Raw genomic sequence first — 22,990 nt, forward strand, 5'->3', positions numbered from 1 at the left:
TCAACCGCCTTGTTTGATTGTCACATCAAGGTAACGCGAGAAAGACCCTGAACGGCCTTCGGAGTGAACGTCGACAGTGCCATTACCATTGTCTGAGAGCGTGACTGAATAGGTCCGGCCGCTGCCTGGCGGGAACTCGGTTGTTTGGACACCTGTTCGCCATTGAAAGTCCGACTCCAAGTTCATGATCGCGGCGTGCACACCTGCCTCGGCAAGGTAGCGGGCTTCATCCCATTGCACCGAATTTCTGAGTGCCATGAACCGGATGCGTTCCGATTCCAACAGCCCAACCACCAGCGAACTGACAAGGGTCATCGCGAACAATGCGATCAACAATGCGGCTCCGGTGCGGCACCGCGAAGTTCGTCGAAGATCTGTGCGCAGGTGTTTGACTACCACGATCGGATCCAGACTTTGCATTCTTGTTCGAGCAACGGATCGCTGGAACGATCTTGTCGGGCTTTCGCGACGACGCCAATCAGTTGCATGTCGTTGGGTTCAGATTCCAGTTGGACACCGGCTGCGTCGTAGCCGGTGAATTCGAGGTCTTCGATGTCGTCGGCGAGCGTTTGGAAGGCGACGTCGTGATTCAGTTGGAATTGGACTTCGCCATCCCCGTTGCGTCGCCAGGTGCGAATGGTGCCGTCGTTCATCAGTAGCGAGATTTGGTCACGACGTGATGAGATCGAAACGACTGCCGCTGCTTCGCGAGATTCGCGGACGAAGTGCCGCACGAGACTGCCAAGTTGTCGTTCAACAGCGTGATCGCGATCGACGACTTCCCAGGTTTGCCCCGAAGTCCGAAAGACCAGGGCCATCCCCATCATGATTGTCGTAATCATGGTACCGGCAACGACCATCTCGAGAAGCGAGATTCCGTTGCGTCGTCGGTTGCGAAGTTTATTGGCCATTTGCGAGCTCCTGGTAAGTCTTTGTTTTTGCGACTTTGGTCGCCAAGCGAAGGTGGAGTTCGCCGGCGTCGAAAGTGCCATTCCGGTTGCTGTCTCGAAACGTCAATACGTCGATCACAGCGAGTTTTCCTGGGACGCCGCCGACGGAGGGTTGGTCCGAGACGACGGTCAGAAAGTGACAGGGGATCGAATCCACCGATCCAAGCCTGCCTTGTTTGTTTTGGATGTTCCAAGTTGCAGATGTGGTCGCCATTGCGAGTTCCAGTTGGGCAATGCAGCGACAGTGCAACCATTCGTAGTGCCGTAAATCTGCGGAAACGATGACCCGTTCACGCATCAGCCCCAGTGCGGGAGCAATCGCGACCGAAATGATCGTGGTTGCCGCAACCAGTTCCAGCATTGTTTGCCCAGTACGCTTTCGAGCCCCAGCGTTCCCAACTGGTTTGGCGTGTGTGTTGTCTCCCCGCATCGCTACAACTCGTTGACACGAACCGATTGTGAAAACGGGACGACGTCCACTTTGTATTGCCGGTTAGGTCCGCGAAAGACGACGGTGAACGGTGCTGTTCCGTGTCCTTCGAAATCAAACCAAACCTCTGATTGTTGTGTGACGACCTCGACATCGGTGTGTACTAGGTGTTCGTCGATCGTGTGGCGAATATCTCCGCTTTCGCGTCGCACCGTTGACCATACATTTCCGATCGCTTGTGATCGGCTCAAAACCACGCCATGCGTTTGGCCTGTGCGAACCGCTGACGCTTGTGCGAGTGAGATTGCGTTGGTCAACACGGACGCTTCGAATTTGGCCCCCGTGTCGCCAAAGGTGCTTCGGCCGAGTCGCATCATGGCTGCGCCGGCAAAGATGCCCAGCAACGAAACCACCACGATCAGCTCGACCAAGCTCATCGCGGTTCGTCGTGTCCGGCACATCAATCGAACTGCGGGACGTTTCGGTTTTCGTTCGTTCAACATGAACGCCAGCGACCGATTCGGTGTCGTTTTGCGTGACGGCCTTATTTCACTCGGTGCGTTGTCGAATCGAGACGGTATCGGGTGTTGTCGACCGGGTTGCGTGGGATGCCTTCAGGGAAGTAATTCACGTCGGTCCCGATGTCAGACAAGTTGCTCTTCGGGTAGCTCCCTTTCTCGAAGTACCAGCGTTCAACTGCCGCATTGATTTCGGCAATGTTTTGTTTATTGACTTCTTGCTGGGCCGTCTTTTTCGACGCCGTGATCCGTGGGATCACAACCGCCGCGATGACCGCCAAAATGGTGATCACGGCAAGCAATTCGAGGAGTGAAAAACCGCGTTTGCGGATTGTCGTGCGATGGTTCATTTAATTTCTCAGGTCGAATCCACGTGCGGATTGCGTCCGTCGCAAAGCAAAAGTCCTGGGGCCGTTGACGGTGGTTGCGACACCGACGGTTTACTGACAAAGGTAGCTTTGCACACAATCGAAACGGACCGAATCAATTCAATGTCGATGTCCGTTTACCCTCCCCGTATCCGGTGCGACAATGTATCGAGTCCCATCAACCGGACAGACTGGAAGTCCATCGGGAAAGTATCGTGGATCTGCGGCAATCTCACTCAAGTAGCGATCCGGCCAACGACCTTGTTCGCGATAGAACAGCACGGTTTGCAATTCGATCATTCGGACATTCAATTCGCATGCTGTCGCGTTGGCCTGTTCTTTACCACGACCCAACCGGGGAATGATCGCAGCGGCAAGCACTCCGATGATTGTGACGCTCGCGACCAATTCCAGATACGAAATGCCCTTGCTTGGTGAGCTTGTCGACCGCAACATCAGCCGCCGACCTTGCCGATCAAGTCAAACATCGGAAGATACACCGCGAGCAGGATTCCTCCTACGATAACGGCCAGACCCATCGTCAAAATTGGTTCGATCGCGGCAACGATCGTGTCTGTCGTGGCGTGGACGTCCTTGCGCAGGTGAGTGCGGATTTGTCGAGTCACGGCGGCCAGTCGGCCGGTTCTTTCACCGACGATTACCAATTGCTTGACGACTTCCGGAAACAGTTCGCCTTCGCGTTCGATCGCGACACTGAAACGTTCACCGCGCCGAACGGCGGCGTTCAAGCTTTGGATCTTTTCGCGTACGTATTGGTTTGATACCGCCCTCGAAGACGACGGCAACGCCTCGGCAACGGTGAACCCTCCTTCCATCAGGTTACCTAGCACTTCGGAAAACTGAAGGATCGCAAATTTGCGGAACCAATCTCCAATCAAAGGCAGTTTGATCAACTGTTCGTCGATCGAGCGACGGGTGATCGGATTGCGAAGTAGCGTTGTTATCGTGGCGAAGAGTATTGCCGCGATGATTGCGATGTAGATCCCGTTGCGGGTCAAAAAGTCAGAGCAATCGATCAAAAACTGTGTGATCCAAGGCAGCTTGGCATCAGCGTCTTCATACATCGTTTGAAATGTCGGGATCACGTTGGTCAACATGAATGCGACCGACCCGGAACCGGCAACCAGCAATAACGCCGGATAAGTCAGTTTCTTGAGGATGTAAGACTTTTGGTTTGTTGATTGCTCAAGCTGTTCGGTGATACGTTCGAGAGTTTTGTCGAGGCTGCCTGAAATTTCACCAACGGAGATTTGGCTGACCAAGATCTCATTGAACGCTTCCGGAAACTCATTCATCGCCGATGAAAGTGACTCACCGCTTTTTAGATGCCGACAGAGCCGTTTCAGGATGTGGTGATACTTGGCCATCGATCGATCTTTTCCGACCGTTTCGATCGCGTGTGTCAGCGAAACCCCATTGGAGACCAGCGTGGTCAAGTTCCGCATCAACAGGACGAGGTCCTTGGGTTTGAATTTACGGTTAGGATCCGCGCCAAACTTGATGTCATGCAACGAACGCAAGATTGTTTGAAGCGACAATCCGTTGGTCGACGCTACCGGCGAAGAGTGGGACATGGTTTCAACCTGAGAGTTTGAAATAGACCTCGTCGATCGACGTTGTGCCCAGCACTGCTTGCCGCAGTCCCATTGTGGCCAATTCGATCATCCCGCCTTCACATGCAATTTTCCGTAGTTGGCTTGCTGGCAGACCCGACTCGATTGCCTGTTCGAGTTTTGAGTCGACAACCATGATTTCAAAAATGGGGATCCGACCCGAATAGCCTGTGCCACCACAACGCTCGCACCCGCCCGGTTCAAAGTAGCGTTCGTGATTTGCAAATTCTGGTGGCACGATTTGTCCTTGGTAAATCGTCCGCAGTAAATTCCGATTGATTGAGGTCGGACGTTTGCAGTGATCGCATAACCGGCGTAGCAATCGTTGTGCAATGGATGCGACGAGTGAACCGGCGATTTTAAAATGGTCCAGCCCCAAGTCACTTAATCGTGCGACCGTGCCGACCGCATCGTTTGTGTGTAGGGTGCTGATCAGCAGGTGCCCGGTAAGTGCGGCTTGAACCGCTGTTGTCGCTGTTTCGTGGTCACGGATTTCGCCCACCAAGATGACGTCTGGGTCTTGTCGCATGAGGTATTTCAACCCGTTAGCGAATCCCATCCCGAAGTCGTTGTTGGCATGGACTTGGTTGATTCCCGGCAAACGAAATTCGACAGGGTCTTCGATGGTCGAAACGTTTTTGGTCGACGAATCCATGCTGCACAACATGGAATACATCGTGGTCGTTTTTCCAGAACCTGTTGGCCCCGTCATCACGATCATGCCGTGTGGGCGATCGAGCAATTGTTTGACCAACTGCAATTGCGGGTCCGGCATACCCAATGAATTGATGTTGAATGACTTGCTGGATTCGTCCAGAACCCGCATCACGACTTTTTCGCCGCGTACGCAGGGGATACAGCTGACACGGAAACTCGCCCGTGTGTCGCCCACTTCGATGGAAAGGTTGCCATCTTGGGGCCGCCGTTTTTCGGCGGTGTCGAGATCAGCCAAAACCTTGACGCGGCCGACGAGCGCGTCTTCACTGTCGTCGGGAACGGACATGATTTGGTGGAGTTGCCCGTCGATCCGATAGCGGACACGCATCTGAGGTGCGTCGGGCTCCAGGTGGATATCACTCGCTTCGGCACGGACGGCACCCATCAAGATCGCTTCCAACAATCGCACCACTGGGGCGTCACTGTCGTCCGAATCGAACGCTTCAGCCTGAGGTGATCCGATCGATTCACGCAGCTCTTCAATCCGCATATCGACTGCGGCCTGTTTGGCTTTGATTCGATCATCGAACGCTGATTCGACCAAGCGTTCGATGTCGTCTTCGAGGCAGATCGCCGCTTCGACTTGGTAGCCGGTCATCAACTCGATTTCGCTGATCGCTTCCATGTCGCTGGGGTTTTGCATCCCGACCCGAAGCACTTTGTCGTGCAGTGCGACCGGCGCCACCCGCCGTCGACGCACATAGGTTTCTGGCAATAGTCGCACTAATTGTGGATGCGTCGCGGTTGATTCCCCGTTGTAGAACGGCGTTTCATATTGTTCGGCAAGAGCCGCGCCGAGTTGACCTCGTGACACGATCCCACGTTTGAGCATGAACACTCCGAGTGGCAAACGTGTTTGCCGCTGGTCTTGCAGAACTGCTTGAAGCTGTGTTTCGGTGATGACTCCTTGTTCGAGGAGAATATCACCCAGACGTCGAATCGCAGTCATCTCGCCGCCTCACCAATGCTGGTGGTCAGGGATTGATCACGGATGGCATCGATCAACTTGTTTTCCAAGTCGATTGGGTCGAAGGGCGAGACCAGAAAACCGATTGCTCCCGCTTTGTAGGCTTGCTCGACTTCGACCAAATCACCGCGACTGGACAGGCACAAGATTGGAATGTGCGAAGTGCATTCGTCCGACGCGATGGATTCGATCCAGCGCAAGCCGGCGCCTTGATCGAGGTCGAGGTCGACAACGACCGCATCGGGAAGACTGCCAGAGATCGCTTCTGCCATTTCGCTGTCTTGATGCACGTTGGTGACACGGATCCCGAGCAGGCCCAGCCGATGTTCTGTCACATCCGCAACGATCGGATGTGCGATGTAGATCAAAACATGGCGAGTGTGTGGCTTCATCGTCGGTTGGCGTTAGGCAGTCCTACGAGAGCCAGACGCAACGTGTGTTTGTTCGCAAACGAAGAAAGCAGGTGGCTCAAAAGAAAATCATTGATGCGTAAAAACGCTAGGTTGCAGCAAAACGGTTGACTTCAACGTCGAGCGTTGAATGGACTGAACAGTATCGATTGAGGGAAAAACGACAATTCGCAGGATCGCATCCGCCGGCCGACTGTGCGTGACGGAGATTCACATACGTCTTCTGTCCAACGACTTTTACGACACGAACAGTTGCCATGTCGTCAATGTTTCTGCAGCACGCTGGAGTGGTATTCCGCTTCGCCACGAGTTTGGTGGTTACCTGTTCGACCTGCCTGACGCTCGTTGCACAGTCCGCATCACAGCCGACGATTCAACAACCGTTCACGATTGAATCGATTGGCGACAAAGAACCTGGATTCTTTACCGAACCGGTTGAAGAGGTCCGCAAGCCCGCTGCTGTGCCGACCGAAGAGACGAACACCGATACCATTCGCTTGCTTGGCATCATTCGCCCAAGTGTGCCGAACGCAACGGCAACTGCACTCTTCCGAATCGAAGACCAGTTCGTGGCCTTGGAAGACGGTCAACGTCACGACGGAATCACCATTCGATCGATCGATTGCCAAACGCGGACGGTGTTGGTTGAACAACAGGGGCAGACAGTTTCGATTCACTTGTCGTCGCAGCCGATCGTCAATCAAGCACCGCCGCAATCGCGATCGGCAACGTCACGCCGCACGGATGAACGGGCGAATCTTAATCGCGGCACGATGTCCAGCGCTCAGGCGAGCGGCATCCCGTCAGCGATACCTAACGCAATCGATTTGCCGCAGCTCTCTCCACCAGGTTCACTGCCATCGGTCGATCTACAGTTGCCGACGCTTCCAGAGTTGCCTGGTCTGCCAGACGTCCTGATGGAATTGAAGGGGCGAAAGTAGTGTTGGAACGGACTACCGCGTCTTGGCGGTGTGTTCAGGCGTCGGTCCTGATTGCTTGCCTTGTTTCTTCCGCGCAAGCCGACAATTTGTATGTCCGCGCAACCGGTGCGGACTCGAACAACGGACGTTCTGCTACCTACGCAGTACGCACAATCGCCAAAGCGGTCGAGATTGCGCGATCGGGTGACGTGATCTATGTCGGCGCAGGCGTCTATGCGGAAAGCTGCTTGATCAACAGCAAGACCTCGGCAACGAGCCAGGGCTGGTTGGTGATCTATGGCGACCAAGACGGTCGGTATACCGGTGATGCTGGCGAAGTGGTCGTTCGCCCACCTGACAGTCGGTGGGCATTCGACATTCGGCAATCCAACAATGTGGTTCTCTATGGACTGACGATCGATCCGACGGGGACTGCGAATCGATTGGGCGTTCGGATTCTAGATTGCCCGGCAACTTATGTCGTCGCTTGCAAGCTAAATCGCTGTCACTACGGCATTCATGCAACGCGATCAAATCTGATCGTCTATCAAAACATCCATCAGGAAAATCGACATGCTGTTTACGCGGCAAACGCGACAAGCTTGCAAGTCTTGCTCAGTCGATTCACAGACACACGTTATTCGGTGGTAACGCAGTCAGTCGGACTGGTCACTGTAAATGGCTCGCAATTTGAATGGATCGATTCCGCGGATCCGGTGCGCGGAATTCATTGCGTTGACAGTGGAATGGTCGTGCAGAATAGCCAGTTCACAAAAAACAATATCTGCATCTATGGGACAGGGATCACTTCTGCACAAATCGACCGCTGTCAGTTTCGGCAAGCGATCAGCCACGGCATTCACGTGACAGGCACCCGTCTGGCGGCATCGAATTGCACGATCGATTCTGCACAGCAAGCGTTGATGATGGATGCGAGTGACCAGGCGGTGCCGCTACAAAATGTTGTAATTGAGGGTGCCAACATCGGTGTCGTTGCTCAAGGCAGTGACTATCACTTCGCCAACGTTTCAATGTCGAACTGTAGGATCGCACTTCATCAATCAAACGACTGCTCACGTCTTACGATCGGCGAAGACGAGACGGTGGTGTTTCGAGGCAATGAATATGCGATCTATTCGAATACGCTCGGGGCGGTTTCGCTGACAAATGCCAACCCGTGTTCGTTGCACGTCACGAAGTGTGACTTTCAAAACAACGATCGTGGATTGCTCGTTTATGGCACCACGACTTGGCTTCGCGATTGCCAGTTCGCTGGATCGGCGTACGGTGTGACGGCGATGAGCTCAGATACGCTGGAGATCGAATCGTCAAACTTTCGCGGCAACGAAGCACAGCCGGCAGATTGCAGCCATGGGGTCTATTCGGACGCACGCAATGTTTCTATTCGCCAAAGCTGGTTTGCAAACAGTCGACACGGGTTGTTGTTGCAAAATCCGGTTGCTGATCAAGTTCACCTGCAGCAGAACGTCTTCGAAGACATCGAGTATGCCGCGATCGATCTGCGCGGTGGTTCATTCGTCTTCGATGGCAGCGAAGGAAATTTGATACGTCGTTCGTTGCGTGGAATTGTCGGTCAAGGCACAACCTGGACCGTGAGAACCGCATCCTTTGACAACACGACCGCTTATCCCTTGCTGGACTATTCGGGGCAGTTGACTGTCGAATCATTGCAGGCGCAGGGAGGCAACGTCGGAGTCTACTCGGCGAATTCGCAACGCCTCGATCTCCATTCCACGTCTTTGCAGTCTTATGTGCACTATGCAGTCGTCGTGCATGGCTGTCAGCAAACGTCGTTGAGCGATTTGGTTGCAAGCCAAAATCAAAATGGGGTCTACGTCGATTCAGTTGACGATCGAACGATTCAGTTGACCCGCTGCGAAGCGGTCGGGAATGCCGGGTATGGGTTCGTTTTGAAAAACATCACGCCCTCCGTCGATTCACAGTTTTGTACCGCGAAAGACAACTTGTATGGCATCGTGGTCGAAGATTGCGATCTTGGGATGGCTGCCGACCAACACTGGTTGATCGCGGGGAACAGCTACGGCATCGTGTATCGTCGTGGATCGATCACGCTACAAGGGCTGCACTTAGAAGAAAATCGCGTAGGGCTTCATGGCTATGACTGTGACGTTGCCGCAAGTGATCTAGCGATTGACGCGGCCGATTCATCGATGGTCGTTTATGCCCGGGAGAGGGTTTCGATTGTCGATAGCCGCTTCCAAGATTCACGTGTTGGGATCCATCTGACAACGACGGCTTTGCCATGTGATGTCACCATCCGGAATTGTGCGGTCGAACGAACGCAGGGGCATGGTGTCTACTTGCGAGATGATCAGGAAGTTGGATTGACCGTTTCGTTGGATGGTCTGACGATTGATCAGGGACATCAGGGCATCACATTGGTGAACTGCGACGCAACGATCTCGACAACACATCTTTCTAATCTGGCACAGAACGCGATCTACCAACTCGGTGGCTCCGGTCGGATTAATCGCTGCCTGATCAATGATGTGACATCAGGATGGGGGTTGGTCGCTCGAGGACTGCGAAGCGATGTTGATGCGACGCAAATGATTCGGGCTGCCAACGGTGTGTTATTCGAATCTAATTCTGGCCGAATTCGGAACACGACAATCACGGCGGCAAACTATGGAATCTATGTTGCCGGAAGTGAATCGAATTGCTCGGTCGATTTCGTTTCAATTGCAAATGCTGCGTCGATCGGTTTTGTTCGCAGGGACGGCAACGCTGCGCTATCGAACACCATCATTCATGGGCAGCGATATGGGATCTACGACACCGCGACCTCAGGCGTTTTGACTCACGATCACAATTTGATTGACGCCCAAATCCCTTTTGTCGGCACTGACGCTGCTGAAAATGAGGGGACTGGTTCGCCGCGATTTGTCGATGTTGATGCGGGGGATTTGCACCTCGCATCGGGATCACCGGCGATCAATGCGGGGATCGATCGAAACACCTGGGTTGATCTCGACGGTAACGAGCGACCCAGCTTCGATGGCTTCGAAATTGGGGCCTACGAGTACATGCGTCCTGACGGATCGATCAAAGTGCTCTCTTGGGATGAGGTCGCGACGCAGTGATTGGGCGAGGCTTGATCTTTTGGCAGCCCCCGATAATTTCGTTGCTTTGACTACCTCTCGCGGTGTAAAACAGGGACACTCCCTGCCCCCCCACTTCGAGCCGCCGAGAGGCCCACTGTGAAAGACTTGCAACTAAAGCGGATCGCGTTCATCGCCGCACTTTCCGTTTGCATGCCCCTGCATGCAGAGGCAGCCTACATCTCTGACTTGGTCGCCGTGCTTGGTCCTGGTACGCTCACTTCGGCACCAACGGCGGACACCACCGATCTGAACAACGACAACTTTGCCGGTGCCGGTATCGATAACGGGAATCAGATCAATTTCGAAGGGATCACGATTACCGATCTCCAGCCGATCGATTTTGTCATCGAAGCGACTAACTCAGGTGGTACCAGCGAGTATTTCATGAACTTCGGCACGGCAGTAAATGACACCGGTGTCGCATGGAAGGGCTTGCGACTGGAACTTGGATCGGGCACTGGATTTGATTTTATGCGCACTACCAATCCGTTTCCTGGTGTGGTGGGATTGGATTTCGATTTCCCAGATACCGATCCAACGGTCAGCTCGATCGATTTGCCCGTGGTAGAGCACACCGCTGACATGATCTTTTTTACCGGCGGGGTGATTGCCCCAGGTGAGAGCGCGACCGGACAGCAGCTCTCACTCGATTTGCCAGATATCGGCGGCTTGATGACTTACAATTTCACGTTACGTATGGAAGTCGTCGCAATTCCTGAACCGAGCATGGTTGCATTGCTCGGCGGAATTGGATGCGTCGGGGTGTTTCGCCGTCGGCGATAAGGGCGACTGCAAAGAAGTTATGACGTAACGGCTTCGGAAGGGACCGTTTCGGTTGACCACTTGGTGAAGTCGTGCGGCTCACGATGGACACGGTTGTAGACCGTGTCACGTTCGATCGGGTCACGTCCCGCTTCAACGATCAATTGACGAATGTCATCGACGCTCAAGCATTGTGGCGTCGTCGCACCCGCATCGTGATAGATCAGCTCGTGCCGTACGGTCCCGTCGATATCGTCCGCACCGTAGGCCAACGCTGTTTGCGCTGTTTCGATACCCAGCATGATCCAGTAGGCCTTGATGTGCTGGACATTGTCGAGCATCAGCCGACTGATCGCGATCGTTCGTAAGTCCATCAATGCAGATGGCTTTTTCAGATCCGAAAGCTTGGTGTTGTCTGGGTGGAACGCCAACGGAATGAAGACTTGAAAACCGCCGGTACGATCTTGCAGTTCGCGGAGTCGCAGCAGGTGATCGATTCGGTGATAGGCTTTTTCGACATGCCCGTACAGCATGGTGCAATTGGTGCGAATGCCAATCTCGTGTGCGGTTTGGTGGACTCGCAACCATTCGTGAGTGTTCGCTTTGTGCTCGCACAATTGATCGCGAACTTCAGGGTGAAAGATCTCTGCGCCGCCTCCCGGCATGCTGCCAAGACCGGCTTTTCGTTGATCCTCAAGGACCCATTGCTTGGATTTTTTGGTTTGGAATTCAAACCAGTTGATTTCTACCGCGGTCCAAGCTTTCAAGTGGATTTGTGGGTAGTTTTCATTGAGCAACTCGATGATGCCACGGTACCAAGTGTACGGCATCTTGTGGTGCAAGCCGCCGACGATGTGCATCTCGGTGCAGCCGTTTTCGGTCGCTTCCTGGCCACGTTGAAGGATTTGTTCGTCGTTCATGACGTAACCCTTGGGGTCACGCAAGTCGCTACGGAAAGCGCAGAACCGGCAACGGTAGACACATACGTTGGTCGGGTTTAAGTGCGTGTTGATGTTGTAGAAACCAACATTTCCGTTTTTGCGTTCACGGACCAAGTTGGCCAACATTCCAATTTCTTGCAGCGGTACGGCGGGGTCGTACAAGAAGATTCCGTCGTCCATCGACAGACGTTCTTCCGCTTCGACTTTGTCTCGGATCTCGCGGAGTCGTGCGCTATAGTCAGCTTGAATCATGGAATGCAGTTCAGGTTTGTCAGTGAGTTTCAGCAGGCTTGGCAGCCCGGAAAGGCCGGTGAGCCTGGATCGTGTCCGGAGTCTATTTTGACCTGATTTGCGTCAAACAAAAGGTCCCCTCCGCCCAGACTAGCTACCGAAATCGTGTCGAGTTGGTAACCCGCCGGGTTAGGAATTGGCGAGCTGTTGCAGTTTTTCGCGGGCTGCGCCGTTGTCAATCGTTTGCTGAGCAAGCGACACCCCCTCTGCGAGCGTGGCGACTTTCTCGGTCAATAGCAGTGCTGCGGCGGTTCCCGCGACGACGGTATCGCGTTTGGGGCCGGGCGCGCCATCAAGAATTTGCCGGATGATCTGAGCGCTTTCTGCCGGTCCCGATGCATGAAGCGATTCGACACCCGCAGGGAGAAGTCCGAAGTCTTCTGGGGTCCAGCGATGTTTCCCAATGATTTCGTCACCGCGAACTTCGACTGCGTCGGTGTATCGGTCCAAGGAAACCTCGTCTTGGCCATCGGCGGCATGCACGACAAACGATCGGGTGGTCGAAAGTTGTGCGATGGCTTGCGAGATTTTGGTCTGTGCCTCGGGGCGGCTTGTGCCGAGCAACTGGTGAGTCGCGCCGGCGGGATTGCAGAGTGGACCGAGCAGGTTGAACAAGGTTTTTACGCGCAGTTTTCGCCGGATTCCGACGACATGCTTCATCGCCGGGTGCAGTTTCACGGCAAAGCAGAAGCAGAGTCCGATTTGGTCAAGTCGTTCGGCCACCTTGTCGGCATCGGATTCGATCGGGACGCCAAGTTCTTCCAGCACGTCAGCGGATCCGGTCACACTGGTCGCTTTGCGGTTTCCATGCTTGGCAACCGGCACACCGCAGGCTGCGGTGACGATCGCGATCCCGGTACTGATGTTGAAGGAACCACTTTCGCTGCCGCCAGTCCCACAGGTATCCAAGAGAACTTGGTGTGAATGGGGGATCCGGGTCATGTGTTGCCGCATCGCTTGTGCAGCGCCAACGATTTCCGAGACCGCTTCGCCCTTTTCACGTAGTTGCAGCAGTAATTGACCGATCTGGTCCTCGTCCGCTTCCCCCCGCAGCATGGTGTCGATCAGCCGTCCCGTTTGTGAGGCGGACAGATCTTTGCCGCTGCGTGCGATATCGATCGCTTGCACAAATGAGATCGGTTCGTCGGCTTGGGCGTTTGGGGTGCCCTTTCCGGATGAATTCATGCAAGTCAACGGTTTTGAGGATCGACACGAGCGGGATACGACATCTTTACACAGGGTAAACAGATCGGGCTCGTTTCGAAACGCCCGGGACTTTACACTTTGCCTATGACAAGAAAAATCATCATCGATTCGGATCCCGGAATTGACGACGCGATTGCCTTGACGATGGCGCTGTTCGATCCGCGATTAGACGTATTAGCGATAACGGCAACCGCCGGTACGGTTGATGCCGAACAGGCGACGTCCAATGTTGGGGCGATCATTTCGACCTTGGACCCGCCGCGGTACCCACGCGTCGGCAAGGCGTCGCCGCCGGAAGACGCATCGGTGACCGACGATTCGTTTTTGAATGGTCGGAGTGGCTTGGGGGATTTCGAAGTCGCAAACAACGCCCGTCAGCACTTGCCAGCAAGCGAAAAGGTGATGGCAGAGCTGCTTCGCGCACACCCCGGTGAAGTCACGATTGTCTGTTTAGGACCCTTGACCAACTTGGCGCGATTGGCCCAGCGTGATCCGGCCGCGTTGCAATTGGTTGATAAGCTGGTGATCAGCGGTGGCGCCTATCGAGCACCCGGCAACGCGTCGCCGGTCGCCGAATTTAATTTGCACTTCGACGCCGTCGCCGCGGCGGACGTTTTCTTGTCCCCCACGACGAAGTCATTGGTTCCGCTGGACGTTACCAATCGAATCGCGTTCGGTGTCGATTTGTTGGAACAGCTTCCGGCAAAGTACACGCGAGCCGGAAACTTGCTCGGTCAAATGTTGCCGCACGCGTTTCGCATGTCACACCAGCGACTGGGCCGCGAACTTTTGCCGCTGATCGATGCCACAACCATTGCGGCCGTTCTAGAGCCAGAGTTGTTCGAGTGGACGGAAATGGCTGGCAAGGTCGAAACACAGGGCGTGCACACTTGCGGAATGAGCGTGTTTGATCGCCGTCTGCGTCCGGAATGGCAGACCAACATGGAAGTCGCGCTGAAAGCGGACGTCGATGGTGTTCAGCAATTGATCCACCGCAGCCTAAAGTACGCCGGGCAGCAAACCTAGAAACACGAAAAGGGTGACCCGATGCAGAACATCGAGCCACCCCTTCGTTGATGGAATTCGTTAGGAGGTCGGTCAATTACCAGTTGTAATTGAATCCGACATAGCCACCGTGCATCATCAGGCAATCGTCGGCGCGAACACGGCCTGCCGATTCGACGCTGGTGTATTCCGCCGGCATCGAGCCGATGGAGGTTGCGACGCCGCAGGCAGTCAGGACTCGATAACCGCAAGTCGCTGTGAAGCGATTGCAGATTCGGTAGCCAAGTCCGAAATCGAGTTCACCCAATCCTGCCAAGTTGACGTCGGATTTGTCGGAGTAGAGATCGCCAGCTCCTGCACCTTGTGAATCGGTGTATGCCATGACCATGTCATTGCCGATCCAGTGACGAACTCGGGCGTCATTGCCATAGATGCCAACTTTACCGCCGACGTTCAACATCAAACGGCATCCAATCGCGTAGCTCAACTGTGAGCCGAATTGATAACCGTAAAGATTGTTTTCGGTATGCAGTTCGTAGTAGATGTCGCTGCCGCCAAGTCCAGGCATCCCGTCGACGTCACCAGCGATCAACAAGTCATCTTCCAGTTGGAACCAGCGGAACCCGTGTGACGTGCGGACGCGAACGCGACCCGAGCAAGCTCGTGCCAACGGTCCGATCGCGCTGCCGTACAAGCGGCTACGTTGTGATGCGCGGTACGGCCCACAGCCTCCGCCTAATCCACAACCGCCGAGCAGCCCGCAGCCGCCGTTGCCGCCTAGTCCACAACCGGCAAAGATCGATGACGGGTACGCCGAACCAAGGCGGCGTGCTCCCATCAATCCGAAGCAGTTCAGGTTGATCTCAATTCCCTTCACGCGGATGTCACGTTCGGCACAAATGCATGCGGCGTTCATGTCGTAGTCGTCATACACCGTCGTTGCACCGCCGCCACGGTTGATGGAAACCGTGTTGAGTGCCGGAAGTGTAAAACGAAGCCCCGCGCCAGTGTCGGAGTACATACGCGATTGTGGGTCGGGATCCCAGTACAAAAACCCGACATCAATTCCGTAGGCACCGCAACCAAGGTAGCGACCGATCCGGGTGTTGAATCCGGCGGTGTTGCCGGGATTCAAATAGTTGTATTGGCCAACGGCAACCGCGTTGTCATACGTCGCAAAGACCGCGTTCGATCCGCCAGCGAGTTCCCAGAACAGGATGTCGGTTCCGCCGTACCAAGGTGAAATCGCACCCACGTCGCCGCAACCGGTTGGAGTGCAGCCGCCGCCGCAGCCGCCAGTGCATCCGTCCATCGAACAACCTGGCGCCGAGCAACCGGATTGACCATAAGATCCGATATTGCAGGAGCCGGAGTTGCAGGAGTCTTGATCGCATGCCCCACCGTACATCGGTCCGCCACACGCGCCGCTTTCGTAGTCGCTGTATGGTGCTCCCTGCCAAGGAGCTGATACGGCGTCAGAGTAAGGGCTGGAATAGACCTGGGTGTGAGGCACAGCTTGTGGTTGGCTTACCATTGGCGCTTCGGCCATTGGTGCCGCGGGAGTCGGGACGTTCTGTTGCTGATGCCCAACGCTGTAATGCGTCGCGCCAAAGTGCGGCGCATTCAGTTCAGGCATCGGAGGTTGCGACACATATCGCTGCGTCGGAACATACTGGCCCGTTACGGTCTGTTGCCTTGGTGCGAATTGCCGTGGCGCGACCTGTTGTGTAGCCATTTGTCGAGATGCCAACCGGGCGGTTGGCATCGTCGGTTGTGGAATACCTTGCGGCGCTTGGTATTGCGACGATGGTGCCGCATAACCTTGGTAGGGTTGCCCCGTCGGTGCTTGCGGATACATCACCGAAGGCGGATAGACTTGCATCGGTGAGACCGGTCGACCGATTGGCGCCGGAATGTTTTGGACGGCACCCTGCATCGCGACCTGTTGGATTTGGTCAGCATCGGGTTTGGGTGCGTCGAGGCCTTCCATGACCGTCTTCAGATCGGTCGAAGGCATCTTGAACGAATTCCATTTCGCTGGCTCGTCCGCGGTGGCGTCGAGAGCGATCCCGACACCGACGGTTAGCCCAATTGCCGCGGCAATACTCCGCACAAATGGCGTCTTCACTGTCCTACTCCTTTGTGTATTCCATCACGCCCACAACAAATACGCGATCACACGCGACTCCTTGTCATGGATTGAGTCGTTCCGTTGTCATTCGCCGAAGTGATCACGGAACTGGCGCCGCCGACCTCCTGTGGAGACGCAGTAGTCTGGATCGGACAATCGATTCGTTCCTAATACACAGACGAACGATTTTCGGTGTCGCTGGATGTTGGCGGATGTTGCAATCGCCATCGTCAGAATCGTCGTTAAGACACGCAGTACCGATAGAGTTTGCCCAACCCGAACGCCTTGTTGGGGCAAAGGTGCTATCCGGCGTCGAACAACGACTGTGGATCAATACAGAGGTCGTCCGTTGGCAAACAGGACCAGTCAAAGTGTGATGTCAATTCGCTTGCTTTGCAGTCTTCGGGCGTATCGATCAAGCCCAACGTGAACGCTGCCCAACCGACAATTGTTTCCGGTCGGACGCCTCGTTCGCGATAGTACCCCAATCGCGTGTCACCGTGCCGTTTCGCCAATCGCCGGCCGTCCAAACCGCGGATCAACGGAACGTGCGCATATGTCGGACTGGGAATGCCGAGTCGTTTGGCGATGTCCATTTGCCGAAACGTACTCGCGACCAGATCGTTTCCGCGTACAACCTGGTCGACGCCTTGGAGCTGATCGTCGATTAAGACCGCCAATTGGTAGCTCGCATCCCCGCTCCGCGAGACCACCGGAAAATCGCCGAGTTCGAACGCAGGATTACATGCTTGCCGGCCGAGCATTTGGTCGTCGAATTCAATGATTTCGTCGCGAGCGCGAAACCGAAAACAGTGCTCGCGATCGTCGATCGTATCGCCGTACCGATAGCCGGCGCAGATTTTTGGATAGGGCGGCAACTCACCACGGAACCGTGTCTCATGTGGCGCCGAAATCACCTCTTCGATGTCTTTGCGCGAACAGTAGCACGGGTAGATCAAGTTCGATTGGTGAAGCTGATCGATCGCGACTTGATAATGTTCACGGTGATCCGTTTGTTTGGCAATCGTCGAATCCCAGTCGATGCCAAGCCACCGCAAGTCTTCGATGGCTTGATCGATTGCCCACGTTTTCACGCGTGGTGAATCCAAATCATCAATCCGAAGCGCGAGTTCACCTCCGACATGCCGGGTGGACCAATATGCAACCAAATGGGTTCTGGCATTTCCCAGGTGTTGGGCACCGGTTGGCGACGGGGCCAATCGGCCACGTGTCACGATTGTGCCTGAATCATATTGGTCATGCTTTGCTTGGCGATTGCTTCGGCACCCATTGAATAATCAAACACTTCGACACTGACCCACCCGCGATAGTCGATGTCTTTCAAGGCGGCGAAGATCGGGACAAAATCGACATCCCCCATTCCCGGGCCGCGTAAATTGGGATCGTTGGCATGGAAGTGAATCATCGCGTCTGCGTTATCCCGGATGATCGTTTCGATGGGCGTTGGTTCATCGCTCATTGCTTTGACATCCAAGTGCAGTTTGACCTGTTCGCTATCGATCATTTTCATCAGCTCGCGGCCTTCCGCGGCAGTATTCAAAAAATTACCTTCGCCTCGGCCCAACGGTTCGAGCGCAATCTGCACACTGTACTCTTCCAGGGCTGGTACGACGGATCGCAAGCAGTTCGCGGCCGCTTCCATCGCTTGGTCTGGTGTTTGGGAAGACGGGAAGTTTCGTTGCTGGGGCGAGCCGAGCACCATCAGTTCGCCGCCCAGATCCGCGCAGAGTTTCGCCAGCTTTTTCAGATAGTTTGCTGTCGCTGTACGAACGCCGATGTCGAGCGTGGTGAGGTGAAAGCCTTCCGTTTTCGCCAGTAGCCAGTGAAGGCCGATGACGTGCAAACCCGCATCAGTGACTTGCGATCGATAAGCGTTTCGTGCATCGGTGCCGAATTGATCCAAGTCGTCCGTCAACATGAACGGTGCGATTTCCCAACCTGTGTAGCCAGCATCCTTGGCAATCTTCAACGCATCGGCCAATGGCATGTCGCCGAATGTCTCATTGCAAATGCCATACTTCATCGTCAAAATTCCTCAAGAAGAATGAGTGCTCGGGTTGGCCATGGTGAAGCGTTTGATCGCGTCTGGCAATTGATCGATGCCGATGGTCAGCTATCGAGGTCGGCCATCAACACAAACCTTTCGCTGTCTCGAACGGAGCCCAGTGTGCGTGCTTCTAAAGTTTGTCACGGTCGCGGGGCCAACGCTGTCGGGGGCAACTAGGATAGCATTGATGGACGGTTGACCGGAACCGGGGCAAACCGTTGCCGGCTGGGAACATATCCGCCCTTTTGCGCCAATAGGTACCGGTATCCAATTGATTCGTCGATTGCCACAACGTTCAACAGTGATCCGTGCTGCGGCAGCGACAATCGCAGTGGCGATCGTAGTGGTCTATCTCATCGCAATGTTTGCGACGCCCAATGCCAGCGGACTCGGCACGCACCAATCGCTGGGGCTTCCGCCATGCAGTATTCGCGTGTTGTTCGGCATCCGTTGTCCAATGTGTGGGATGACGACGTCTTGGGCGAACCTGGTGCGAGGGCAGGTGTGGGCTGCGGCGTCGGCGAGCGTGACCGGCTGCCTTTTGGCGTTTTATTCGCTGTACGCACTGTTTCTGGCGGTGCAGAGTGCGGTGTTAGGAATGCTGCCTAGCCCATCACAAGTGCGAACCGCGACTTGGGTTTTGATCGGGATTCAGCTACTGATCGTTGCCGAGTGGTTGTATCGCTTGAACTGAGCAATTGGGACGAGCAACGTTTGCGAATGATTACGATCGCCAATGTGGTGTCGTTCGTGGGTGATGGCTTATTCGGCGTGATCGTAGAGTGGCAAGTGTCTGTAGTAGACTTCCAGGCAATAGATCGACATGCAGGTTGTGTAGAGTCGTCCGCCGATACTCCATGCGTCGCGCTGTGGCGCCCAGCTTCCGCGTTCTTGACCGTCACGAATTTGCAACGCGGGAAGCTTGACCTTCATTTGGTCATTCCACCATTTCCAATGGAAGCCGCCGTAATGATGAAACGCTTGGGTTTCGTAGTACCAGCAGTAGACGTTCTGGTTGTTGGTGTCGAACGGTGCTTGTTCCTGTAGCAGCGACAGTCCGTCACTCATTGATGGGTGTCCTCGATCCCAACCGAGGTATTGGCGGCATAACAGGCCTTCGGCGGTGAGCGCTGTTTTGGCAACGCCCTGTCCAGGCTGATAGCTATAGGCGGCGCCGTTGTAGACGGAGACCGAATCGAGGAAGTTTGAAATTTCTCGCACCTGGGAGTCTTTCACTTCCAGTCCGGCAGCCATCGCGCTTTGGACAGCCATGACGTACCAACCGGTAACGGACATATCACCTGGTTCGCGGGGACGATAACGCCAACCGCCGCCAGGTCCTTGTGCGGTGAAGGCGTAGTCGATTGCCAGTTGTGCGTATCCACGCAACCAAGAATCCTTTGTCATTCCATACAGTTCGCACAGCGCGATCGTTGCTTGCGCTTGGGCGTAGGCGCGATCGTTGCCGCGAGTTTTGGTGGCCATGAAACCGGTGCGATCTTGCATTTGGATCAGTGCCTTCACCCCGCGGTGGACCTCTTCGCGGTAGGGGCCTTCTAAGTGCGTGTTTCCGTCACCGGCGAATGCGAGTAACGCCATCGCAGTTGCAGCGCAGCTATTGTCGGTGTTGGCGCCGTTGTCGTACGGTCCGTCGAGTTGCCAATGGCCGCGCGAGGTCTGTTGGCGTTTCAGCCATGCGAGTCCAAGCTTGACGGCTTCTTGTGTTTCCGGCGTGGCGCCGTACATGGCCATCAGGGCATTTCGCATCGCCCCGGTACGTCCGCCAAACATTGGTTTGGTGATCGAAACGCTTCCAGGACCAAGTTGTTCAGGCTGGATGTCAGCTTGTTCGAACGTTTCGACGTCTTCGAACAATTCGACAACATCGGCTTCCACCATCGTTTCGGTCAGCGCGTCCTCCGTCGCCTCGATGGTCTCATTCATGATCGGGCTGGAAAGGTCCAACTCGCTGGCGTCGTCATCGGATCGTTCGGCGATCCCAAATTCGACGACGAGGTTTTGAAAGCCTTCGGGCATGGGAGAGGTCAACAGCGCCAGGATCAGCAAGACGATCAGGTGGATGACCAGGCTGAGCAGCCAGCTGGGGGCTGACCGGGTGACTTCGTCGGCTAGTTCGTGATCGGAATCAGAGGCTGGGGCAAGATCGGTTTGATCGGATCGGGGCGAATTTGGATCGGTTGCCGCGACGACTTGAGGCAAGTCACCGCGCCAGCGAGTGTTGGCGGTCCCAATCCCCGAACGCGGTGCAGGCTCCGTCGGCCCGACCGACGCCCCCTCAGCGCGAGCCTTGGGCGACCGAACAGGCGGAAGGGTCGACCGAGGCGGAGGTGGCGGTGGAGGTAGTGGTTTTTTTTCGGAAGGGTCTCGGTTTTCGATCGTTCTGAAGCTATTTGCCAATGGCGGTTGCAAACCGTCTGGTCGCGTGTGCACCCCGGTGTCGACCAGTGGCAGGTTATCGACTGGCCGCGGTTTTTGCGATGAGACAGCCTCACGGGGGACTTTACCCGGCACGGGCGGAGGTAAAGGAGTGAGGGCGCGAAATTCGCTGGATCCCAATCGAGCCGAGGAGGACTCATCCGCAAGATTATGCGACACAGCTGTGGTCCCGATTGTCAGGGAAAGACAAGGTTAACGCGAGGCGGGCCCGAATTCGGGACCCCAAGCATCGGGTCACAGTATATCGCAGTCTGAAGTGTACGACAAAAAGCGGGGTAGGATTCCCGGTGTCCGGAACCCCCACCCCGCTTAGCTTGTCGCGTGCAGAGTTTGATTCGCCAGGACACTCAGGCCTTTCGCGGTGGCCTAAGTGAACCTGATCGATTTCAATTAGCAGCCGCAGGAAGGTGCAGCAACTTCACAACCGCAGGCTGGTTCAGCGTCGCAACCGCAAGCGGGTGCAACGTCGCAGCAGCTCTTTTTGCATCCACCGAACAGCTTCTTCAGCAGTCCGCCTTTGTGGCCACATCCGCAAGCTGGCTCGCAGCAGCTGCCGCAAGCGTCAGCCGAACCGCAACCACATGCGTCAGCCGATCCGCAAGCGGGAGCTGGGCAGCAAACGGTGACGGGAACTTGCTTGCAGACAGTGCGTGGAACGCACTTGGTGACGGTGTAAGGTTCGCAAACCTTACGGCACTTGGCGACCTTAACGGTCTTGGTGTAGCACTCGGTGCGGCACTTGTTGACGCAAACGGTCTTGGTGCGGCACTCGGGAACCATCTTGCAAACTTTGTATTCGCAAGTTTTGGTGCGGCATTCTGGAACCATCTTGCAGGTCGTGTACTTGCAAGTCTTGGTGCGTGGCTCGCAAACGTAGCTGCAAACGGTGTAGTTGCAGGTCTTCGTGCGGCACTCAGGAACCATCTTGCAGACGGTGTAGTTGCAGGTCTTGGTGCGGCACTCGGGGACCATTTTGCAAACTTTGTATTCGCAGGTCTTGGTGCGGCACTCAGGAACTCGCTTGCAAACGGTGTAAGGAATTTCGCGGGTGCGGCATTCTTTTACGTAGCGGGTGCAAGTGATTTCTTTTTCTTCGCAAGTTGGAACCCAAACTTTCTTGCAAACTTGCTTTGGTGGGCATTGAACGCATTCAACGCGGCACTTGCCGGGGCAGTAAACGCAGCGGCAGGTCGAAGCGTCGTAAGTCCAGGTACCTGGCTCACGAACGGTGCGACGCATCGTTCCGCCGGGAACTTCTTCCGTGCGGGTTTCCCAGTGTCCACCTTTGACCGTGATGGTCTTGGTGAATTGCTCGGGAACCATAACGGTGTAGTTCTCGGTACGAACTTTGTCTTCTTTCACCGTGTTGTAAACGGTGTAGTTGATCGTGCGAGTCTTGGTCTCGTAAACCGGAACCATCACGGTGTAGTTGATGGTCTTGGTACGAGTTTCGTGGACCGGCTTCATCACGGTGTAGTTGATGGTGCGGGTCTTGGTCTCGTAAACCGGCTTTTTAACCGTGTAGTTGATCACTTTTTCGTGAGTCTCGTACACTGGCTTCATCACGGTGTAGTTGATCGTACGAGTTTTGGTCTCGTAGACTGGCTTCTTCACCGTGTAGTTGATGACCTTTTCGTGAGTCTCGTACACTGGCTTGTTGACGGTGTAGTTGATCGTACGAGTTTTGGTTTCGTACGTCGGCACCATCACGGTGTATTGGACTTCACGTTGCTCGGTGTAAGGAACGACGCGCGAAGCTTGGACTTCTTTATCTTCGTAGTACGTTTCGTACTTCGTGCGATAACGAGTCTCTTCGACTTGGTCGTAAACCGTTTCGGTCACGTTACGCATGACGGTGTATGAACCGCATCCGCCTTCTGCAGGTGCACTTTCAACAGCACCGGCAGCTTCGCCACCTTCGACGACTTCACCGTCAGCAACGACAGAACCACCACACGAGCTACACCCTTGGTAGCTGATAGCGCCACAATAAGCGCCGCGTGCGGACTGAGCCCCCGAGACGATCGCCAGGATCGCCAGGGCGGGCAGTAACCACAGCCTTTTCATCT

General features: G+C 55.2%; 21 protein-coding genes. 5 read left to right on the forward strand and 16 right to left on the reverse strand.

Features of this window, described 5'->3' with window-relative positions; translation table 11 throughout:
* The 9 genes from CGZ80_RS15370 to CGZ80_RS15410 all read right to left on the reverse strand — a co-directional run bounded on the left by CGZ80_RS15370 (position 1) and on the right by CGZ80_RS15410 (position 5,976).
* The gene (locus tag CGZ80_RS15370; protein ID WP_143543952.1) at positions 1-315 is read right to left on the reverse strand and encodes a hypothetical protein; all 315 of its coding nucleotides are present in this window, start codon (positions 313-315) and stop codon (positions 1-3) included.
* Between the two features lie 77 nt (positions 316-392).
* Entirely contained in the window at positions 393-911 is a 519-nt protein-coding gene (locus CGZ80_RS15375; protein ID WP_094415938.1) for a hypothetical protein, read from the reverse strand.
* Positions 901-1,380: a hypothetical protein gene (locus CGZ80_RS15380; protein ID WP_094415940.1), complete on the reverse strand. Its 480-nt coding sequence runs from the start codon at positions 1,378-1,380 to the stop codon at positions 901-903. The genes CGZ80_RS15375 and CGZ80_RS15380 overlap by 11 nt, the downstream gene beginning before the upstream one ends.
* A gap of 2 nt (positions 1,381-1,382) precedes the next feature.
* On the reverse strand, positions 1,383-1,883 hold the full coding sequence (locus tag CGZ80_RS15385; protein ID WP_094415942.1) for a Tfp pilus assembly protein FimT/FimU: 501 nt from the start codon (positions 1,881-1,883) through the stop codon (positions 1,383-1,385).
* A gap of 41 nt (positions 1,884-1,924) precedes the next feature.
* The gene (locus CGZ80_RS15390; RefSeq protein WP_094415944.1) at positions 1,925-2,248 is read right to left on the reverse strand and encodes a type II secretion system protein; all 324 of its coding nucleotides are present in this window, start codon (positions 2,246-2,248) and stop codon (positions 1,925-1,927) included.
* Between the two features lie 138 nt (positions 2,249-2,386).
* Positions 2,387-2,722 carry a competence type IV pilus major pilin ComGC gene (locus CGZ80_RS15395; RefSeq protein WP_094415946.1) on the reverse strand — a complete coding sequence of 112 codons (336 nt, stop codon included), beginning with the start codon at positions 2,720-2,722 and terminating at the stop codon, positions 2,387-2,389.
* On the reverse strand, positions 2,722-3,861 hold the full coding sequence (locus CGZ80_RS15400) for a type II secretion system F family protein (RefSeq protein ID WP_094415948.1): 1,140 nt from the start codon (positions 3,859-3,861) through the stop codon (positions 2,722-2,724). The genes CGZ80_RS15395 and CGZ80_RS15400 overlap by 1 nt, the downstream gene beginning before the upstream one ends.
* A gap of 4 nt (positions 3,862-3,865) precedes the next feature.
* Complete coding sequence (locus CGZ80_RS15405) at positions 3,866-5,566, reverse strand: GspE/PulE family protein (RefSeq protein ID WP_094415950.1); 1,701 nt, start codon at positions 5,564-5,566, stop codon at positions 3,866-3,868.
* A complete protein-coding gene (locus CGZ80_RS15410) occupies positions 5,563-5,976 on the reverse strand; it encodes a two-component system response regulator (protein ID WP_094415952.1) in 414 nt (137 codons plus the stop codon). Before CGZ80_RS15410 ends, CGZ80_RS15405 begins: the two co-directional genes overlap by 4 nt.
* Positions 5,977-6,251: 275 nt before the next feature.
* On the opposite strand from CGZ80_RS15410, the gene CGZ80_RS15415 reads away from it, so the two are divergent.
* The 3 genes from CGZ80_RS15415 (at position 6,252) to CGZ80_RS15425 (ending at position 10,843) form a co-directional block, all read left to right on the forward strand.
* Positions 6,252-6,935: a hypothetical protein gene (locus CGZ80_RS15415; RefSeq protein ID WP_094415954.1), complete on the forward strand. Its 684-nt coding sequence runs from the start codon at positions 6,252-6,254 to the stop codon at positions 6,933-6,935.
* A complete protein-coding gene (locus CGZ80_RS15420) occupies positions 6,935-10,039 on the forward strand; it encodes a right-handed parallel beta-helix repeat-containing protein (RefSeq protein ID WP_094415956.1) in 3,105 nt (1,034 codons plus the stop codon). Before CGZ80_RS15415 ends, CGZ80_RS15420 begins: the two co-directional genes overlap by 1 nt.
* 117 nt (positions 10,040-10,156) lie before the next feature.
* Complete coding sequence (locus CGZ80_RS15425; protein WP_094415958.1) at positions 10,157-10,843, forward strand: PEP-CTERM sorting domain-containing protein; 687 nt, start codon at positions 10,157-10,159, stop codon at positions 10,841-10,843.
* Positions 10,844-10,860: 17 nt separating this feature from the next.
* Here CGZ80_RS15425 and mqnE read toward each other — a convergent pair whose 3' ends face one another.
* On the reverse strand, positions 10,861-12,015 hold the full coding sequence (mqnE, locus tag CGZ80_RS15430; RefSeq protein WP_094415960.1) for an aminofutalosine synthase MqnE: 1,155 nt from the start codon (positions 12,013-12,015) through the stop codon (positions 10,861-10,863).
* A gap of 168 nt (positions 12,016-12,183) precedes the next feature.
* On the reverse strand, positions 12,184-13,239 hold the full coding sequence (gene trpD, locus CGZ80_RS15435) for an anthranilate phosphoribosyltransferase (protein ID WP_094415963.1): 1,056 nt from the start codon (positions 13,237-13,239) through the stop codon (positions 12,184-12,186).
* A gap of 105 nt (positions 13,240-13,344) precedes the next feature.
* On the opposite strand from trpD, the gene CGZ80_RS15440 reads away from it, so the two are divergent.
* Positions 13,345-14,286 (forward strand): nucleoside hydrolase, encoded by a 942-nt coding sequence (locus tag CGZ80_RS15440; protein WP_094415965.1) that lies wholly within the window; start codon positions 13,345-13,347, stop codon positions 14,284-14,286.
* A 76-nt stretch (positions 14,287-14,362) separates the two neighbouring features.
* Here CGZ80_RS15440 and CGZ80_RS15445 read toward each other — a convergent pair whose 3' ends face one another.
* The 3 genes from CGZ80_RS15445 to CGZ80_RS15455 all read right to left on the reverse strand — a co-directional run bounded on the left by CGZ80_RS15445 (position 14,363) and on the right by CGZ80_RS15455 (position 18,446).
* Positions 14,363-16,393, reverse strand: a complete 2,031-nt coding sequence (locus CGZ80_RS15445; RefSeq protein ID WP_143543953.1) for a BBP7 family outer membrane beta-barrel protein — start codon at positions 16,391-16,393, stop codon at positions 14,363-14,365.
* A gap of 305 nt (positions 16,394-16,698) precedes the next feature.
* Entirely contained in the window at positions 16,699-17,631 is a 933-nt protein-coding gene (locus CGZ80_RS15450) for a glutamate--tRNA ligase family protein (RefSeq protein ID WP_158222710.1), read from the reverse strand.
* A complete protein-coding gene (locus tag CGZ80_RS15455; protein WP_094415971.1) occupies positions 17,628-18,446 on the reverse strand; it encodes a sugar phosphate isomerase/epimerase family protein in 819 nt (272 codons plus the stop codon). The genes CGZ80_RS15450 and CGZ80_RS15455 overlap by 4 nt, the downstream gene beginning before the upstream one ends.
* A 301-nt stretch (positions 18,447-18,747) precedes the next feature.
* Here CGZ80_RS15455 and CGZ80_RS15465 point away from each other — a divergent pair, with 301 nt between their 5' ends.
* Positions 18,748-19,158, forward strand: coding sequence for a DUF2752 domain-containing protein (locus CGZ80_RS15465; protein ID WP_233148438.1), 411 nt, complete (start codon positions 18,748-18,750; stop codon positions 19,156-19,158).
* 68 nt (positions 19,159-19,226) lie between these two features.
* Here CGZ80_RS15465 and CGZ80_RS15470 read toward each other — a convergent pair whose 3' ends face one another.
* Positions 19,227-20,684: a prenyltransferase/squalene oxidase repeat-containing protein gene (locus tag CGZ80_RS15470; RefSeq protein WP_233148439.1), complete on the reverse strand. Its 1,458-nt coding sequence runs from the start codon at positions 20,682-20,684 to the stop codon at positions 19,227-19,229.
* 627 nt (positions 20,685-21,311) lie between these two features.
* Positions 21,312-22,988 (reverse strand): hypothetical protein, encoded by a 1,677-nt coding sequence (locus CGZ80_RS15475; protein WP_094415975.1) that lies wholly within the window; start codon positions 22,986-22,988, stop codon positions 21,312-21,314.
* Positions 22,989-22,990: the final 2 nt, after the last annotated feature.

Origin of the sequence: Rhodopirellula sp. MGV, from assembly GCF_002251265.1 — a bacterium.
GTDB lineage: Bacteria > Planctomycetota > Planctomycetia > Pirellulales > Pirellulaceae > Stieleria > Stieleria baltica_A.

Excerpts from the sequence above, each read along its gene's own strand:
- CGZ80_RS15370 (WP_143543952.1), bottom strand. The coding sequence starts at position 315 with ATGACCCTTGTCAGTTCGCTGGTGGTTGGGCTGTTGGAATCGGAACGC.
- CGZ80_RS15375 (WP_094415938.1), bottom strand. The coding sequence starts at position 911 with ATGGCCAATAAACTTCGCAACCGACGACGCAACGGAATCTCGCTTCTC.
- CGZ80_RS15380 (WP_094415940.1), bottom strand. The coding sequence starts at position 1,380 with ATGCGGGGAGACAACACACACGCCAAACCAGTTGGGAACGCTGGGGCT.
- CGZ80_RS15385 (WP_094415942.1), bottom strand. The coding sequence starts at position 1,883 with ATGTTGAACGAACGAAAACCGAAACGTCCCGCAGTTCGATTGATGTGC.
- CGZ80_RS15390 (WP_094415944.1), bottom strand. The coding sequence starts at position 2,248 with ATGAACCATCGCACGACAATCCGCAAACGCGGTTTTTCACTCCTCGAA.
- CGZ80_RS15395 (WP_094415946.1), bottom strand. The coding sequence starts at position 2,722 with ATGTTGCGGTCGACAAGCTCACCAAGCAAGGGCATTTCGTATCTGGAA.
- CGZ80_RS15400 (WP_094415948.1), bottom strand. The coding sequence starts at position 3,861 with ATGTCCCACTCTTCGCCGGTAGCGTCGACCAACGGATTGTCGCTTCAA.
- CGZ80_RS15405 (WP_094415950.1), bottom strand. The coding sequence starts at position 5,566 with ATGACTGCGATTCGACGTCTGGGTGATATTCTCCTCGAACAAGGAGTC.
- CGZ80_RS15410 (WP_094415952.1), bottom strand. The coding sequence starts at position 5,976 with ATGAAGCCACACACTCGCCATGTTTTGATCTACATCGCACATCCGATC.
- CGZ80_RS15415 (WP_094415954.1), top strand. The coding sequence starts at position 6,252 with ATGTCGTCAATGTTTCTGCAGCACGCTGGAGTGGTATTCCGCTTCGCC.
- mqnE (WP_094415960.1), bottom strand. The coding sequence starts at position 12,015 with ATGATTCAAGCTGACTATAGCGCACGACTCCGCGAGATCCGAGACAAA.
- trpD (WP_094415963.1), bottom strand. The coding sequence starts at position 13,239 with ATGAATTCATCCGGAAAGGGCACCCCAAACGCCCAAGCCGACGAACCG.
- CGZ80_RS15440 (WP_094415965.1), top strand. The coding sequence starts at position 13,345 with ATGACAAGAAAAATCATCATCGATTCGGATCCCGGAATTGACGACGCG.
- CGZ80_RS15475 (WP_094415975.1), bottom strand. The coding sequence starts at position 22,988 with ATGAAAAGGCTGTGGTTACTGCCCGCCCTGGCGATCCTGGCGATCGTC.